Source organism: Mucilaginibacter sp. UYNi724 (assembly GCF_054057495.1).
Genome location: NZ_JBSRZI010000014.1, coordinates 73,523 through 87,336, shown reverse-complemented (window position 1 = coordinate 87,336; position 13,814 = coordinate 73,523). Strand labels below are relative to the sequence as shown.

General features: G+C 43.6%; 16 protein-coding genes. 5 read left to right on the top strand and 11 right to left on the bottom strand.

The window, feature by feature from the left end:
• The first annotated feature begins 42 nt into the window (after window positions 1–42).
• Entirely contained in the window at window positions 43–249 is a 207-nt protein-coding gene (locus ACVW0P_RS18140; RefSeq protein WP_457133316.1) for a cysteine-rich CWC family protein, read from the top strand.
• A 242-nt stretch (window positions 250–491) separates the two neighbouring features.
• On the opposite strand, the gene ACVW0P_RS18135 is transcribed toward ACVW0P_RS18140, so the two are convergent.
• The gene (locus ACVW0P_RS18135; protein ID WP_457133315.1) at window positions 492–998 is read right to left on the bottom strand and encodes a hypothetical protein; all 507 of its coding nucleotides are present in this window, start codon (window positions 996–998) and stop codon (window positions 492–494) included.
• Window positions 999–1,249: 251 nt separating this feature from the next.
• Here ACVW0P_RS18135 and ACVW0P_RS18130 point away from each other — a divergent pair, with 251 nt between their 5' ends.
• Both ACVW0P_RS18130 and ACVW0P_RS18125 read left to right on the top strand, forming a co-directional pair.
• Entirely contained in the window at window positions 1,250–1,423 is a 174-nt protein-coding gene (locus ACVW0P_RS18130) for a hypothetical protein (RefSeq protein WP_457133314.1), read from the top strand.
• Window positions 1,424–1,757: 334 nt separating this feature from the next.
• On the top strand, window positions 1,758–1,937 hold the full coding sequence (locus tag ACVW0P_RS18125) for a DUF6496 domain-containing protein (protein ID WP_457133313.1): 180 nt from the start codon (window positions 1,758–1,760) through the stop codon (window positions 1,935–1,937).
• 26 nt (window positions 1,938–1,963) lie between these two features.
• On the opposite strand, the gene ACVW0P_RS18120 is transcribed toward ACVW0P_RS18125, so the two are convergent.
• The 8 genes from ACVW0P_RS18120 to ACVW0P_RS18085 form a co-directional block, all read right to left on the bottom strand.
• Window positions 1,964–2,476, bottom strand: coding sequence for a hypothetical protein (locus ACVW0P_RS18120; protein ID WP_457133312.1), 513 nt, complete (start codon window positions 2,474–2,476; stop codon window positions 1,964–1,966).
• Window positions 2,477–2,491: 15 nt separating this feature from the next.
• Window positions 2,492–3,481: a Gfo/Idh/MocA family protein gene (locus ACVW0P_RS18115; RefSeq protein WP_457133311.1), complete on the bottom strand. Its 990-nt coding sequence runs from the start codon at window positions 3,479–3,481 to the stop codon at window positions 2,492–2,494.
• Between the two features lie 6 nt (window positions 3,482–3,487).
• Window positions 3,488–5,503 (bottom strand): NAD-dependent DNA ligase LigA, encoded by a 2,016-nt coding sequence (gene ligA, locus ACVW0P_RS18110; protein WP_457133310.1) that lies wholly within the window; start codon window positions 5,501–5,503, stop codon window positions 3,488–3,490.
• Between the two features lie 89 nt (window positions 5,504–5,592).
• A complete protein-coding gene (locus ACVW0P_RS18105; protein WP_457133309.1) occupies window positions 5,593–7,662 on the bottom strand; it encodes a hypothetical protein in 2,070 nt (689 codons plus the stop codon).
• An 85-nt stretch (window positions 7,663–7,747) separates the two neighbouring features.
• Window positions 7,748–7,990: a DUF3253 domain-containing protein gene (locus ACVW0P_RS18100; RefSeq protein WP_457133308.1), complete on the bottom strand. Its 243-nt coding sequence runs from the start codon at window positions 7,988–7,990 to the stop codon at window positions 7,748–7,750.
• Between the two features lie 219 nt (window positions 7,991–8,209).
• Window positions 8,210–8,929, bottom strand: a complete 720-nt coding sequence (locus tag ACVW0P_RS18095) for a hypothetical protein (protein WP_457133307.1) — start codon at window positions 8,927–8,929, stop codon at window positions 8,210–8,212.
• Window positions 8,930–9,039: 110 nt separating this feature from the next.
• Window positions 9,040–9,783, bottom strand: a complete 744-nt coding sequence (gene fabG, locus ACVW0P_RS18090) for a 3-oxoacyl-[acyl-carrier-protein] reductase (protein WP_457133306.1) — start codon at window positions 9,781–9,783, stop codon at window positions 9,040–9,042.
• Between the two features lie 80 nt (window positions 9,784–9,863).
• Complete coding sequence (locus ACVW0P_RS18085; protein ID WP_457133305.1) at window positions 9,864–10,598, bottom strand: outer membrane beta-barrel protein; 735 nt, start codon at window positions 10,596–10,598, stop codon at window positions 9,864–9,866.
• Between the two features lie 183 nt (window positions 10,599–10,781).
• On the opposite strand from ACVW0P_RS18085, the gene ACVW0P_RS18080 reads away from it, so the two are divergent.
• A complete protein-coding gene (locus ACVW0P_RS18080; protein ID WP_457133304.1) occupies window positions 10,782–11,876 on the top strand; it encodes an AI-2E family transporter in 1,095 nt (364 codons plus the stop codon).
• Between the two features lie 3 nt (window positions 11,877–11,879).
• Here ACVW0P_RS18080 and ACVW0P_RS18075 read toward each other — a convergent pair whose 3' ends face one another.
• Window positions 11,880–12,185, bottom strand: a complete 306-nt coding sequence (locus ACVW0P_RS18075; RefSeq protein WP_457133303.1) for a hypothetical protein — start codon at window positions 12,183–12,185, stop codon at window positions 11,880–11,882.
• Window positions 12,186–12,214: 29 nt separating this feature from the next.
• Between ACVW0P_RS18075 and ACVW0P_RS18070 the strand changes: the two genes are divergently transcribed.
• A complete protein-coding gene (locus ACVW0P_RS18070) occupies window positions 12,215–13,171 on the top strand; it encodes an MBL fold metallo-hydrolase (protein WP_457133302.1) in 957 nt (318 codons plus the stop codon).
• A gap of 4 nt (window positions 13,172–13,175) precedes the next feature.
• On the opposite strand, the gene ACVW0P_RS18065 is transcribed toward ACVW0P_RS18070, so the two are convergent.
• Complete coding sequence (locus ACVW0P_RS18065; protein WP_457133301.1) at window positions 13,176–13,772, bottom strand: tetratricopeptide repeat protein; 597 nt, start codon at window positions 13,770–13,772, stop codon at window positions 13,176–13,178.
• Between the last annotated feature and the right edge of the window lie 42 nt (window positions 13,773–13,814).

The window sequence follows — 13,814 nt, the reverse complement described above, 5'->3', positions numbered from 1 at the left end:
CTTTCCGGACTTTCGGTCTTACCCGACTCCGGCCACATAAAAATGCTCACCTCACCCAAACACGAAATACTCCACTGCGACCGCTGCGACGCGCCATTTGAATGTAAAGCAAACTCATTCACCAAGTGCCAGTGCAGTACCGTGCAATTAAGCATTAACGAGGTGCAATACGTAAGTGAGTTATATGATGGCTGCCTGTGCGCCAATTGCCTGCTGGAGTTGCAGAAGGAGTATCAGGAAGGTTTGTAATCGTATAAACTGCTACACCTAACTTATAAGTTTATATATCACTTAGTGTTGCTACTTTACCTGTAAAGGCTCACTTTTAATTGCATAAATGAAACATATTATATACATTAGCAGTATAAACAACAAAACCCCTGTCCAGCAGTTTGCGCTATCCGACCTTTGGAAGCTCTACTGATACAGAGGAAATGTTGCGGTGGTCGCATCTATCCTGTAGATGTTCACCTTGGCCGGGAGACCAATATTTAATAAAGCTGGATTTGTCCGGCTTTTATTTTTTCTATATATTCGGGTTTTAATGACTCTCCGTTAAACCATTCAGGTAGCCCATAAAGAAACTTTTCCTTAATTGGTGCGCCTTCAATTATAGCTATTTTAACAATACCTCTTTTTTTTAATTGTGAAATTCGGGGAGAGAAATTAGTTACGGTTATCTCTTTATAGGTGACTTTATTGTATTCAATCCTAAAATGTTCTGCACTATAGGGTATTTTGTCTTTATTAAGAATGGAGATAACCAAATTCAATAATTGATTGCTATTAGCAATTTTGCTTTTAGCTTTCTTTATATAAATAGGTTTAGCTACATCGCCTTTTTCTTTTATGATAGAAGGAGATGTAATTTCATTAACACTCAATTCTGAAATGTGTTTCTTGTACAAAGTTACAAGTTTGGTGTACGTAACTGCCAATGGTTCTACCTCTGCAAGTTTAGTCTGATATAATTGTATCAAGTCCTTATTGTCTTCCATCGCTCTTGTGTGTTATTATCTTCTAACAAAGATATGTTCCATAGTAATACAAACCAAATAATTAATAATTTATTTAGGAACTTTTTTTGGAATGAGATACATTCTGTCATTTTAAATTGTTGAATTTGTGTGTATGTTATTTAAATGTCTGTAAGTCAAATAGATATATTATTTAGGATTTGTATTTATTGCTAAAAACAGACAAAAAAAAGTTATTGCACAAGAAATTATATTAAATACAATAAACGATAATGAAAAGCTGTGAAAAAAATCATACAAAGAGTTCTAAGAAAATATACAAAATAAGATGCAGTAGAAAGAGTAAGAAAGAAGGAATAAAGGAAGCAGCAGAGGAAGGAGTAAGAGAAGAATCAGAAGAAGGAGTACAAGGAGAAGCAGGAGAAAGAGTAAGAAAGAAGGAGTAAAAGAAGCAGCAGAGGAACGAGTAAAAGGAGAAGCAGAAGAAGGAGTAAAAGGAGAAGCAGAAGAAGGAGTAAAAGGAGAAGTAGAAGAAGGAGTAAAAGAAGTAGCAGAAAAGGAGTAAAGAAGAAGTAGAAGAGAGAGTAAAAGAAGAAGCGGTAGAAAAAGCAAGAGAGAATAATAGAAAAGCAGGAGAAAGAATAATAGAAGATAAAAGAAATAACAAATAATGCGACGTAAATTAAAGTTGTAAGGATGGGGCCGAATCTCCGCCCTCTGCTTCGAAAATACCTGGCAAACACTTTGCTATAAAAAAGTACAAACTTAATACATACTACCATGGCAAAATATTCTGCAAAGGCAAGTGAAAAGGTTGAGGAAACCATGCACGAAATGAAAGAAGGTAAGCTAAAAAGCGGCACCGGTAAAAAAGTTACCAGCAAAAAGCAAGCGGTTGCAATAGGTTTATCTGAGGCACGTAAGGAAGGTGCTAAAGTGCCTAAAAAGAAAGATCAGTAAAAAAAACCTCCGGAAATCAGGCTTTTTTATTGGAACGAAAACTCGCTATTGATCCAACTCTCCAGCCGGTTTTCTTTATCCATTTGTATCAGCTTCTCTACATCGTTATCGCGCCTGTGTTTGGGTTCTGCGTTGTATTTACTGATAATAGCCCTTAAAGCAGCTACATTTGCGTGTGTTTTATCAAAGTCCTGCTTGTGTTGAATGGCGTATTTTGAGAATTGCGCCATGTAGATAAACCCAAGTTGAGGATTGGTGTCCGATAGGTCCATGATGGCTTGTTTCAACTCAATAACCACATCAGGTGTGCCTTCCGCCCATTGCAGAATAAACTGGTTGGCAGTTTCGGTTTTAGCGGCTTCCGTGCCCCAGTGGGTACGCATCATCCAGTCGGCAGTTTTTACAACGTCGGCTTCATACTTAACGTAGTCTTCGGGTTTAGTAAAATGATAATCTTTAGGTACTTCAAAGTTTTGGGCAAAGGCCTTTGTGCTGATGAATAATGTTAGCAGTAAAGCAGTCCTTAAAATATTTTTCATTTTATTAAGCTGATGCTAAGATAATTCTAATTTTTGAGAGATGGTGAACGAATCCATTACTTTCATTAAAACTACCGCTTCGTCAATTGTGCACGGGTTTGGGCATTCGCCTTTGAAGTATGATACAATTTTGGTGATCATCGGTTGCTGGATATGCTCGGGATGGGTAAAGTTTATTGTTTCCTCGCCCTGCTCGTTCTTCAGGGTAACAAACGTACCAAAAAATGGGAAGGTTATTTTTCCTTTTGTTCCGATGATCTCGCAGATATCAACCGCCTCCTCCGGGGACACGTTAAAACACCAAGAACCATTAACCACCACCTTGTTTTTGAAAACGATCTGCCCGCAAACATGGTCAACGGCCGGGCTAAAGCCACCTTGGTTTAAACTATAACCTGTTGAAGATGCCGGTTCACCAAAGTAGTATAGCATCAGGTCGAGCTGGTGGGGCGCAAGATCGTGAAAGTAACCACCACCAGAAAATTCGGGTTGTAAACGCCAGTTGTTTGCATCGGCCAGTGGGTTTGGGTTTTGATATTTCCACATACGAATCTGTACCGTACGGATATCGCCAATAGCATTGCTATCAATCAAACTCTTCACATGCAAAAACATAGGCAAAGCTCTACGATAATGCGCTACGGTTAGTTTCGCGCCACTTTCGCGGACAGCATCGGCCATATCCAGTGCTTCCTGCGCGTTGCGGGTAACGGGTTTCTCTACGTAAATGTTCAACCCTTTTTTAATAGCACGCAGGGCGTATTCCAAATGCGAGGCAGGCGGCGTAGCTATCGATACGGCATTTACCTCCGGGTCGTTCATCAAGTCATCGGCATCGCTGTACCATTTGTCCACGTTATGGCGTAGGGCGTAATCGGCAGCCTTTGCGGCATCGCGGCGCATTACGGCAACCAGTTTGCTATCGGCTATTTTGTTATAGGCTTGTCCGCTCTTTTTTTCGGTTACGGCGCCGCAGCCTATGATTCCCCAATTGATTTTAGTCATGTATAGTTAGCTTAACATTGCCAGCAATTCTTCATCGCTGATGATAGGTATATTCAGTTTATTGGCTTTCTCCAGTTTGGCAGGCCCCATATTCTCACCGGCGACCAGGTAATTCAGCTTGGCAGAAATACTGCTTAAGATCTTTCCGCCGTTTTGCTCGATGATATCCTTCAACTCATCGCGCGAGTATTTTTCAAACACGCCCGAAATAATAAAACTTTGCCCGCTAAATTTTTCACTGGCCAGGTTCACCTCTTTTTCTTCGGCTACAAATTGCAGGCCACTTGTCCTTAACTTTTTAATTTCCTCGCGATGCTGTTCATCCGCAAAATATTCGGTGATGCTTTCGGCTATGCGGCCGCCAATTTCCTCGGCAGCGGTCAGTTCCTCGGCGGTGGCAGCCATAAGGTTATCGATGGTTTTGAAATGCGCCACCAGCTTCTTGGCAACGGTTTCGCCAACGTAGCGGATTCCCAGGCCAAACAATACTTTTTCGAATGGTTGCTGTTTCGATTTCTCGATCCCATCCAACATATTATTGATGGATTTCTCGCCAAAACGGCCAAGCTTTTTAAGGTCGTCGGCACGTTCAAACAAATGATAAATATCGCTGATGTGCCTGATGAATTCCTGGCGGTAAAGGGTTTCGATAGTTTCGTCGCCAAGCCCGTCGATATTCAGGGCCTTTCGGCCAATATAATGCTGCATTTTACCCATTATTTGCGGCGGGCAACCCTCGTCGTTAGGGCAATACCATGCGGCTTCGCCTTCGGCGCGTAATAGCTTGGTGTCGCAAGCCGGGCAGTGGGTAATGTATTCGATAGCTTTAGCGCTGGGCTGGCGTTTATCTAAATTTACGCTGATGATCTTGGGGATGATTTCACCGCCCTTTTCAACGTAAACCGTATCGTGCTCGTGCAGTTTAAGGCGTTCTGTTATCTCGTCGGCGTTGTGCAGGGTTGCTCGTTTTACGGTTGTGCCTGCCAGCAGTACGGGCTTTAAATTAGCAACCGGGGTTACCGCGCCTGTGCGGCCAACCTGATAGGTAACCGCCAATAGTTGGGTCTCTACACGTTCTGCTTTAAATTTATAGGAGATAGCCCAACGTGGCGATTTAGCGGTAAAGCCAAGTTCCTGTTGCTGGGAGTAGTTGTTTATTTTGACAACAATGCCGTCGATATCATAACTTAACTCATGCCGGGCGGTATCCCAGTGGTTAATAAACTTCAACACACCGCTAATGTCGCTCACCAAACGGCTGTGGTTATCTACATGGAAGCCCCAGCTTTTTACAGCTTCCAGGCTTTCCCAATGGGTTTTAAACAATGTTTTTTCGGTATATAAACCGTATAAGAAACAATCAAGCGGGCGGCGCGCTACCTCTGCCGAGTCCTGCAGTTTCATGGTGCCCGATGCAAAATTACGGGGATTGGCATACGGCACTTCTCCATTGTCAACGCGTTCTTTATTCAACCTTTCAAACGCCTTAAGGTGCATAAACACCTCGCCACGGATCTCGAATAACCCGGGGTAGGTGCCCGCCTCCAGTTTCTTGGGGATGCTATGGATGGTGCGCACGTTAGTGGTTACCTCGTCGCCCTGTGTGCCATCGCCACGGGTTACGGCGCGGGCAAGTTTGCCGTTCTCGTAAGTAAGGCTCATAGATAGGCCGTCGAACTTCAACTCGCATACATACTCAAAATTATCGCCAATGGCCTTACGGATGCGCTGATCAAAATCTACCAGTTCCTGTTCGTTATAGGTATTCCCTAACGAAAGCATGGGCCAGCGGTGTTTCACTGTTACAAACTCCTTGGTTATATCGCCACCAACCACCTGCGTGGGCGATTCGGGGTCCAAAAACTCGGGGAATTGTTTTTCCAGCTTACTTAGCTGCTCAAGTTTTTGGTCGAAATCGAAATCGGTAATCGTGGGCATAGCCAGCACATAATAGTTGTAGGTGTGCTGTTTTAGCTCGGCAGTAAGGGCCTTTATCTGGTCTTTAGCTTCGTTGGGCGACATGGTAGCGAAGATAGTTTTTTTAGATGATGGTTCATAGTTGATGGTTCATAGAGGTAGAATCAAATAACATTTGGGGTGACAACAACTCACTAAATCTCCCCCTCGCGTTTCCTCAAGAACCATTCGGCGCTAAGCAGTAACAGTATCAGCACGAAAACCCATTTTACGTCTATCAAGTCGCTGTAGCGTTTGTCTTCATAAACAACGGTTTTAACGTTTTCGTTTTTGCGGATAAGGTCGGCAAGTTTATTGAGTTGCGATGGCAGCAGCATTCGCCCACCCGACTGCACCGCCATACTACGAAGCAACCCGTGATTTGCCGCACTTTGCCGCGATTCTAAATTCAACTGTTTTACGGTCAACTGGCCGTTGGCTGTGAACGCCTGCTTGCCGTTGTTTGTGGTGGCTGTGTAAGTGTATTCGCCAACCGGCAATGTGCCCGCGTTTAACTGGTAGCTTTGCCCGTTGCGCGTGAACAGGAAACTGTATTTTTTTCCCGACTGGCTCTTCAGGTTTATCTTAACATCGGGTGTGTTGATCAGTTCCAGCGCGTCGTTGTATAATTCGGCATTCAGCATCACGTTCTCGCCCTCATCGAAAACATTTTTAGAGGTGTACACCCTAAAGCGCTGGCGGTTAGCATCGGCGGTAAGGTATTGCACGGTTTGGCTCAGCAGTTCCTCAACCGCATGGTGGTTGCCATACTCGCGGTACTCAGCCAGTTGCCAGCGCCAGATCCCCTCGCCGGTAAGCACGGCAGATTTGCGCCCACCCTCAACACTAAAGGCGAGCAGGGGATAAGCGGTTTCCACATTGCCTATCTTTTGTTTCAGCAATACAGCAGATGTGCCGGAAGCCTCATAATTGCCAAAAGCGGCAATCAAGGGTGGTAACTTGCCCAGTTTATTTTGGGTAGAGTCCGTCAAAGTAAATGCGGAGAATGTGCTAACTGGCTGCGCAAACACTTCCTGCAGTTCCTGACTGGCAGAGTTTACCTTCACCACTTTTTGTGCGGCATTAAATGCCGAAAGGTTTATTTGCGTACCCGCTACGTGCCAAAGCGGCGTTTTACTTTGCAGCAGGGTTTGCAGTTTACTATAGCTTGCGGCAGATAATTGGTAAAGGATAGCCATGCTATAATCTGGCAGATTAATCGAACCCATGTCGCTAACCAGGCTTGTTTTTACCCCGAAGTTTTTATTGCTTTCGATGCCTTGTTTAATCACGGCGAGATCGGGGTGGGGGCCGTCATAAAGTAACAGGATCTTTTGGCGGGCATCCAGCACGTCTATATAAATAGTTTCGGTATTGTTTTGTACCGATAGCTCATTTTTAACAGGTGCCAGGTTAATGGTGAACTTACGGACACCTTTTTTATCGGCATTCAATTTTATCGGGATAATTTTTTTAAACGCCGCCGAGGTAATGGCAACGTTTTGCGAATACACCTGCCTGCCATCCTGCTTAATGCTCAAACGCATTTGTTCGCCTGCACTTTGGTAAGCCTCGGCCATGATCTCTACCTCAAAATCATTCCCCAGAAAAGCCGTTTTATTGTAGCTGACATTGCTGATGAGCAGATCGCGGCGGGGAATGGTATCGCCCAGGGCGATCGTATAAATGTTGGTTTTGAAGTTACGCGCTTCATATTGCGGGTCTGCCCCTAAGTTGTACAGGCCATCGGTAGCTAATACCAGCGCGCCAACGTTGCGGTTCACAAAACGTTCGTTCAGTTGGTGCAAGGCATTTGATATATCGGTTTGGCGCCCGTTGTATTTAGTCGACAGGCTGTCTTTAAGTTCCTTATCAAAATGAAACTCGTGGACCTCGTATTCTGAGCCGAGTTGCTTTTTGAGAGCTTCTCCCCAGCCCTCTCTGAGGGAGTGGGAGCCTTTGCCAAATAATTTTATTGATTCCGAATTATCCTGCGCGATAAGCACAACCGGTTTTTGCGGCAGGTAACTGGTAGTGCGTACCAATGGCGAAACGATAAGCAGCGCTAAAAAGCTGACCACCAAAGCCCTGAACGCGGACAATGCATAACGCATGCTGTTAATCAATTGCACGGGTTTGCGATACATCAGCCAGGCATAAAGTAAGCCTAATATGATGCACGCAGGCACCCACCACCCCGAAACCGATCCCCAGGTTAGCGACATTGGTTTAGTGCCGGATGAGTTGTGAAATTTGTGTTAAAGTGCATAACATCCATACCCGCAAAATGCGAAAATATTGTGGAACGGTTTAATTAATTTTTATGCGGATGGGCCCTTTAATACTGTCAACATCCACCTGCAGGCCTTTTTGGGTAATGGTTACTTTCCCATCTTTCTGCAATGTAATTGCCGCATCCCTAACCTCCTGCATATGCTTACGCCAATTTTTGGGGAACAGCTCACGCGCAATTTCACTCGGGCATACGGTTTTGTCCGCGCCGCGTTCAGTTGCCATGGTTAGGATGGTTTGGGAGATGGAAGTGATGGACATGCCGTTATAACAAATAAGGCAAGCTTATTGCTTGCCTTATTTGTTAATTTATATGCCTTGGGTTGCCTAAATGTTCACGTTCACGGCCGTGAACACAAATTATTATTTGCAATTAATTAATAATCAGTGATTTGTATTTTTAATGCTACTGACAAAATGCTGCCACCAACACATATTGTTTTTTTACTTGAAATTATAACATCCCGCTATTAAGAAGGATTATTTTGCCGAATTAACGTTGTTGTATTCGTTAAATGCTACTGCAATTGCGTCTGCTTCCTTGGGTTTAAAAGCTGCTTTTCGGGCCATTGCCATCATCCTTGCACCAAGGCCCATTTTTACAATAGGTTCATTGCCATATTCCCCCTTTTTGTATTTATCCAGTATAGCGGGCGTATCTTGAAAATATTTCTGTAGGTCGTAATCGAAGGCATTACGTAGCTTGTCGCCATCCTTACTACTAAGAATTTTGTATCCCCTTAACAACGCGTCTGTTTTTTGTTGGGTTTTTTCAGCAACTTCTGCCGATGATAAATTCACATAAACTTCTATCTCTTCCGGATAGGAATAAAATTTAAAAGAGTTTATTTTCCCTGACGAAATCTTTTCCATCAAATGATCATTAGAACCCAAAGTTTTGAATTGGATGTTCTCTATATCAACATAATGCACTTTTTCGAAAGCCCGATCGCTCACCTGGTAGGCTTTAATATCACCTACTTTATATTTTTTGGGTTTTGCTGTAGAGGTTGAATCTTTGAACCAAATAAATCGTTGGTTTAACCAAGGCGCGTTTTCATACAGAGCAATGCTTCCGGCAATTTTGGTTCCGTCATTTAACATAACAGAGCCTGGCAGGTAGTTCTCTTGCGCCTTAACGGTTGTTAAGCCGGTTAAAAACAATAAGCAAATGCTCATAAATAGGTAAAGTTGTTTCATGTTTTTTATTTAAAGGTATATTTATTAACCGGTTTTGGTAAAATAAAAAGGCTTCTATGTATTATCTACATACAAGCCTTTTGGTTTTTAGAGGATAAAAAAAGTCTTTACTACAACATCCCGCCATCAACAGGAATAACCTGCCCGGTGATGTATGCTGCCATATCTGATGCCAGGAATACGCAGGTGTTAGCCACATCTTCGGGCTCGCCGGCGCGTTTCAGGGGGATTGCCGCTGTCCATCCTTCAACTACTTTAGGGTCAAGCACTTCGGTCATTTCCGTGCGGATAAAGCCCGGTGCCACCACGTTGGTACGGATGTTACGAGATCCTAATTCTTTAGCGATCGATTTTGAGAAGCCGATAATACCTGCCTTAGAAGCAGCGTAGTTGGCCTGGCCTGCATTACCCTGCACACCCACAACCGAGCTCATGTTGATAAAAACGCCTTTACGGGCTTTCATCATAATTTTTGAAGCGGCCTTGGTAACGTTGAAGATCGATTTTAGGTTAACGTTCAACACGTCGTCCCATTGTTCTTCGGTCATGCGCATCAGCAGGCCATCTTTAGTGATCCCGGCGTTGTTCACCACTATATCTAAAGCGCCAAAATCGGCAACAATATCGTTGATCAGTTTTTCGGCTTCGTCAAATTTAGAGGCATCGCTGCGGTAGCCTTTTACCTGGGTGCCAAAGCTTTGCAGTTCCTGCTCAAGCGCCTGGCCCTTTTCAACAGACGATAAATATGTAAAGGCAACGTTAGCGCCATGCTCAGCAAATTTCTCTGCAATTTTGCGGCCTATACCTTTTGATGCACCTGTAATAAGCGCGGTTTTTCCTTCAAGTAGTTTCATGATTTAGTATGAGTTTTCGAGAGGGTGAAGGTAATAAATTTTGAATTGCTACAAAAGCTGTGATTTACCTGCGGCAATATTTAAAACCGGTAGATCAAAAATAAGTTGCCCGCAAACGTATGAAAGCCCGGAGAAATTGAGCCGCCTTCTCTCGAATTATAGTTAGCGCCAACAGCGCCAAGGCTATATTTAGCTTCTAAACCCAGGCTAATGTTTTCGCTTAAAAAAATGTTGAACCCTGCCTTTAGGGCGATGTAAGTCGCCTTTTCACTTGCCGATGCGGATAGGAATGTTGACGTGCCGTCGCCCGCAGTCATCTCAAACTTAGTGAACACAAAGCCGGCATCTGCACCGCCATAAATACTTACCAAACCGCTAATTGGCAATTCGTAGGCTATACCAAGATAAACGCCCAAGCCGCTGTAATTACTGTAGGATGCTGTGTAATAATTTACATCATCTTCCGTATAGGTAAAGGTGCTTTGCTTAGGCTTATAAGAGCGGTAATCGATAGTGCCGGAATAAAGTACATTGCCCATTCTACGCCTAACGGATGCGCCAAATACTTTAGAGCCTTTATAGATTTCCTTCAGATCGCCCTGCGGTGATTCGTAACCGCCGCTTATAGCCATAGCCCAACCGTCCTGTATCACATAGCCGCCGCTGTTGTAGCTACTGCCGCCAAGCATATCGCCATCTCCATTTATACCCTGGGTACGGCGTTGGGCATTAACTGTTGAACAAATGGTGATGAATAAAAAAGAAAAGACAAAAGCTACCCAACGGGTGGATATTTTAAACTGGAGGAAATACATCTGTGTTAGATAAGGTGTGGTTTTAAACCTCTAAAATAACAGAATTATTTTACCTGTAAGCAATTTTTTATTGCCACAAATATCTTATCGACACAAATAACAATTAATTAATTGCACATTTATACAAGCGGATAAAAACATATAAAACCCCTGTACGTTCACCACTACAAATAAATTCCCTGTATGCCCACAAAAAGACTAATTGCCCCCTTTTACGAACGCCTGGCCCTTATCCTGATAGGGGTTTGCATATTGGGATACGTTGTTGTTGCCGGTAAAGAGATACTCGATCCTATGATCTTCGGTTTCCTGTTCGCGGTGTTACTTCTTCCGGTTTCTAACTTTTTCGAAAAAAAATGCCGCTTGCCACGCAGTGCGTCCTCGTTCATTTCTATACTGTTATTGGTGGGTTTTGTAGGCGGGATCTTATACCTGATAGGCTCGCAGATCTCAAACATAGCCAACGACTGGCCAATGCTGCAAACGCAGGTGAAAGAGTCGATAGGTAACTTACAAGTTTGGGTGCAGGAAACATTTCATATAAATGCCCACAAACAAATAACTTATGTAAACAGCACCGCCGATAAAATTATGGCATCGGGCACGGCGGTATTAGGTACAACATTTGGCGCGGTATCATCCCTGCTATTGTTTTACGTGTTTATACTCATCTTTACCTTTTTTATATTGTTTTACAGGCGCCTGCTGTTCCGTTTTGTTATCCAGGTTTTTAGTGACGACCATAAAGAGGTAGTGGTTGATATTGTAGAGAACATTCAAAAAATATTGCGCCAGTACATATTTGGTTTACTGATAGAGATGGTGATCGTATCGGGAATGGCAATTACAGTATTCTACATTCTCGGTATAAAATACGCTGCCTTGCTGGGCATCATTGTCGGCGTATTTAACATCATCCCGTACATCGGTATTTTTACCGCGCTTTTGTTAAGCGTTATAGTAACGTTTGCTACAGGCACCATTAGCCAAACCCTTACCGTTGCCGTAAGTGTGGTAGGTATCCACGCTGTCGACGCTAACTTTTTGCTGCCCGCTGTGGTAGGTTCGAAAGTTAGGCTCAACGCTTTGATATCATTCATCGGCATCATCATTGGCGAAATGATCTGGGGGCTATCGGGCATGTTCCTGTCGATACCTGTGATAGCTATCTTTAAAATAATATTCGACAGGATAGAAGGCCTTAAACCGTGGGGCTATTTATTAGGCGGCGATTATGAGTACAAGGAATCGGCAGAGAAAAAAATGAAAACGGAGTAAAACTTAACTGATTAACTTATAAATGCTGATATAAACGGTGATGCCGTAAGCCATCAGCACAAGCGTGTTCAAAACTAATAGCCAGTTCAGATCTGTTTTGCTGAACTTTTTGATGGAGCAGATAATAAGCAGGGCAATAAACCCCAATATAAGCAGGATAGGAAACACAAAAGTCCATGCGTGTTTGGGTGATAAGTAAATGTGCTCCAATTTAGCGGTATCGCCTTGCAGGAATGGTACTATCGCTATCAGCAACAAAAAGAAAAATAAACGGGTTGCAACTTTAGCGGCTATCTGGCTTGTTTTCATTCGCGGCCAAAATTGGTAAATTTGGCGTAATGAATAACCAACGCAAACTATCGCTCCTTATATTTTTACTGTTGCCTGTGTTTGCTTTTGCGCAGGTAAAGCCGGAAACATCGTTCCGCATAGTGCCTTTAGGTGTTTTGGGCGGGGCCGATGAAAGCAACCTATCCGCTTATATGCTGGCACCCAAAGGCAGCGACAATTACATATGTCTCGACGCCGGGACAATCCACTCGGGCATAGCCAAAGCGGTAGCCAACAAAGCATTTGCCGTGCCCACAGAACAGGTTTTAAGAAAATACATCAAAGGATATTTCATTTCGCATGCCCACTTGGACCATTTGGCGGGAATGGTGATGAACGCGCCCGATGATACGGTTAAGAATATCTACGGATTGAAAAGCACCATTGAAACCCTCAAAACCCATTATTTTACCTGGGAAAGCTGGGCCAACTTTGCCGATGACGGTGCTGCGCCGCAACTCAAAAAATACCATTACAAACAGTTAGAGCCGGGAGTGGAAACGCCAATTGAAAATACCGAAATGCAGGTGCAGGTATTCCCGCTGGCGCATTCAAATTTAACCAGTACGGCTTTTTTGGTGAGGAGCAAGGATAGTTACATATTGTACTTGGGCGATACCGGTGCCGACGAGATAGAAAAGAGCCGAAACCTGCACAACCTTTGGGTAGCTGTAGCGCCATTGGTAAAGACCGGCAAGCTAAAGGCTATTATGATAGAGGTTTCATTCCCCAACAGCCAGCCCGATAAAAGTTTGTTTGGGCACCTTACACCAAGGTTACTGATGGGTGAAATGGGAGAATTAAGCAAGCTTAGCGGTGCATCTTTAAAAGGATTAAACGTTGTAGTTACCCACCTAAAACCACCTTATAAAAGCATCGCTCAGATAAAGGCCGAATTGAAGGCCGCCAATGAATTACAGCTGAATTTGATTTACCCGCAACAGAGTAAGGCGCTGATGTTTTAACCGTTTATTTATCGTCCAAAAGGTCTATACAGTTTTTTGAGAGTGCCTTTAACCGCGCGGTAAGTGTGGCTGCGCCTTGCACATCATTCATGTTTTTGTAGAGTGATTTTATACGCGATAAAGTATCGTCGTCCGGGTCGCAGGCCTGGGCTTTTTCCAGGTGTGGCAGGGCTTTTTTCGCTGCCGCGGAGTATAATGCAGTTAGGCGTTTATTTTCGTTAATGTCACTTTTAGCCGCGTTTAGTTTTGTGGTGATGGCTTCTACATCCTTCAGGTATAAATAGCCAAGGGCGCGTTGCACCACGTAATAATTGGGAACGGCTGCGTCAACCTTTTCATAATATTCGATGGCTTTCACAGACTGTCCGTCGTTCTCAAACAAGTTGCCTATCGAGTAATAAAAGCTTACGCGGGCGTTTTGCTTTAGCTTATCTACGTTGGGAATCAGGTCTTGCCCAAGGGTGAGGGCTACATCATTTTCGCCTTGCAAGCGATGTAGGTTAAAATCGAGATATTTGTTGTAAACCTCATCGGCGGTTTGGGCGTGAGTAGTAGCGGCGGCAAATAATATAAATGAAATAATAATGAGTTTCTTAGACATAAGCAGTTATGTAATAACGAATATCGAATTTAGATAATGAAC

Coding starts and splice junctions, on each gene's coding strand:
- ACVW0P_RS18085 (WP_457133305.1), bottom strand. CDS start 10,598: ATGTATTTCCTCCAGTTTAAAATATCCACCCGTTGGGTAGCTTTTGTC.
- ACVW0P_RS18120 (WP_457133312.1), bottom strand. CDS start 2,476: ATGAAAAATATTTTAAGGACTGCTTTACTGCTAACATTATTCATCAGC.
- ACVW0P_RS18135 (WP_457133315.1), bottom strand. CDS start 998: ATGGAAGACAATAAGGACTTGATACAATTATATCAGACTAAACTTGCA.
- ACVW0P_RS18100 (WP_457133308.1), bottom strand. CDS start 7,990: ATGTCCATCACTTCCATCTCCCAAACCATCCTAACCATGGCAACTGAA.
- ACVW0P_RS18105 (WP_457133309.1), bottom strand. CDS start 7,662: ATGTCGCTAACCTGGGGATCGGTTTCGGGGTGGTGGGTGCCTGCGTGC.
- fabG (WP_457133306.1), bottom strand. CDS start 9,783: ATGAAACTACTTGAAGGAAAAACCGCGCTTATTACAGGTGCATCAAAA.
- ACVW0P_RS18065 (WP_457133301.1), bottom strand. CDS start 13,772: ATGTCTAAGAAACTCATTATTATTTCATTTATATTATTTGCCGCCGCT.
- ligA (WP_457133310.1), bottom strand. CDS start 5,503: ATGTCGCCCAACGAAGCTAAAGACCAGATAAAGGCCCTTACTGCCGAG.
- ACVW0P_RS18070 (WP_457133302.1), top strand. CDS start 12,215: ATGAATAACCAACGCAAACTATCGCTCCTTATATTTTTACTGTTGCCT.
- ACVW0P_RS18075 (WP_457133303.1), bottom strand. CDS start 12,185: ATGAAAACAAGCCAGATAGCCGCTAAAGTTGCAACCCGTTTATTTTTC.
- ACVW0P_RS18125 (WP_457133313.1), top strand. CDS start 1,758: ATGGCAAAATATTCTGCAAAGGCAAGTGAAAAGGTTGAGGAAACCATG.
- ACVW0P_RS18140 (WP_457133316.1), top strand. CDS start 43: ATGCTCACCTCACCCAAACACGAAATACTCCACTGCGACCGCTGCGAC.
- ACVW0P_RS18080 (WP_457133304.1), top strand. CDS start 10,782: ATGCCCACAAAAAGACTAATTGCCCCCTTTTACGAACGCCTGGCCCTT.
- ACVW0P_RS18130 (WP_457133314.1), top strand. CDS start 1,250: ATGAAAAGCTGTGAAAAAAATCATACAAAGAGTTCTAAGAAAATATAC.
- ACVW0P_RS18115 (WP_457133311.1), bottom strand. CDS start 3,481: ATGACTAAAATCAATTGGGGAATCATAGGCTGCGGCGCCGTAACCGAA.
- ACVW0P_RS18095 (WP_457133307.1), bottom strand. CDS start 8,929: ATGAAACAACTTTACCTATTTATGAGCATTTGCTTATTGTTTTTAACC.